The sequence below is a fragment of the Oceaniovalibus sp. ACAM 378 genome (assembly GCF_008085915.1).
Lineage (GTDB): Bacteria > Pseudomonadota > Alphaproteobacteria > Rhodobacterales > Rhodobacteraceae > Oceaniglobus.
On the sequence record NZ_VSJK01000081.1, the window covers coordinates 1 to 1,197 of the forward strand.

Below are 1,197 nucleotides of genomic sequence, written 5' to 3' on the forward strand. Positions count from 1 at the left end.
GGTAATCTCCCCCTTTTTAACGGGGTGCATCCGTAGAACTTACGCGGCCATTTTCAGTTTCATGGCGGGTGTGATGCCGCCGATGCCCATGTTCGGGCGGTCGTTGTTATATGTCCAGAGCCATTGTGTGGCCTGATCCTGTGCCTCCTCTATGCTTTCGATGATGTATTGATCCAACCTCATGCCGAACCGTCCGGTTGTAGCGCTCGACATAAGCGTTCTGCTGGGGCTGGCCGGGTTGGATGTGCTGGATCGTAACGCCATGTTTCTCAGCCCATTTTCTCAGCGTTTCGCTGATATATTCGGGGCCGTTGTCGACCCTGATCGTCCCGGGCTTTCCACGCCATTCTATGATCCTGTCCAGGCTACGGATGACCCGTTCGGCAGGGAGCGAGAAATCAACCTCGATCCCCAGCCCCTCACGGTTGAAGTCATCCAGCACGTTCAGTAGCCGGAACGCACGGCCGTCACCCAGCCGATCGGCCATGAAATCCATGGACCAGGTCACATTGGGTGCGTCGGGCACGGCCAGGACGTCAGGCCTCTCCCGTTTCAGGCGCTTGCGCGGCTTGATGCGCAGGTTCAGTTCCAGCTCACAGTAGATCCGATAGACCCGCTTGTGGTTCCACGGATGCCCCTTCACGTTGCGCAGGTGCAGGAAACACAGGCCAAATCCCCAAGTCTTGCGCGCATCGGTCAGCCCTGTCAGCAGATCGGCGATCACCTCGTTCTCGTCCTTCAGCTTCGGGCTGTAACGATAGCAGGTCTCGCTGACACCGAAGGCCCTGCACGCCAGAGCGATGCTGACGCCCCGTCGTTCCACCGCCGTTTCGGCCATCTCGCGGCGTTGAGATGGCCCCGTTACTTTTTTCCGAGGGCTTCCTTCAACAGATCGTTCTGCATGCTCAGATCGGCATACATCCGCTTCAGCCTGCGGTTCTCTTCCTCCATGGCTTTCATCTGGCTGACCATGGACGCATCCATCCCGCCATACTTCGCCCGCCACTTGTAGAATGATGCATTGCTCATGCCATGTTCACGGCAAAGCTCAGCCACAGGCACACCGCTTTCGGCTTGGCGCAGGATCGCAAGGATCTGGGGTTCGCTATATCTGGTCATCTTCATTCAAAATCTCCTCGTTCATCTTGTCGAGAAAATTCTACTTTTGCAGCCCCTTACTTTTGGGGGGGATTACCC

General features: G+C 57.0%; 1 protein-coding gene and 1 pseudogene. Both read right to left on the reverse strand.

The features are described from left to right. Positions 1 to 39: 39 nt before the first annotated feature. Positions 40 to 859, reverse strand: a pseudogene (locus tag FQ320_RS26755) (IS3 family transposase); the annotation flags it as partial. A 2-nt stretch (positions 860 to 861) separates the two neighbouring features. Further along, entirely contained in the window at positions 862 to 1,125 is a 264-nt protein-coding gene (locus FQ320_RS26760; protein ID WP_255509733.1) for a transposase, read from the reverse strand. Between the last annotated feature and the right edge of the window lie 72 nt (positions 1,126 to 1,197).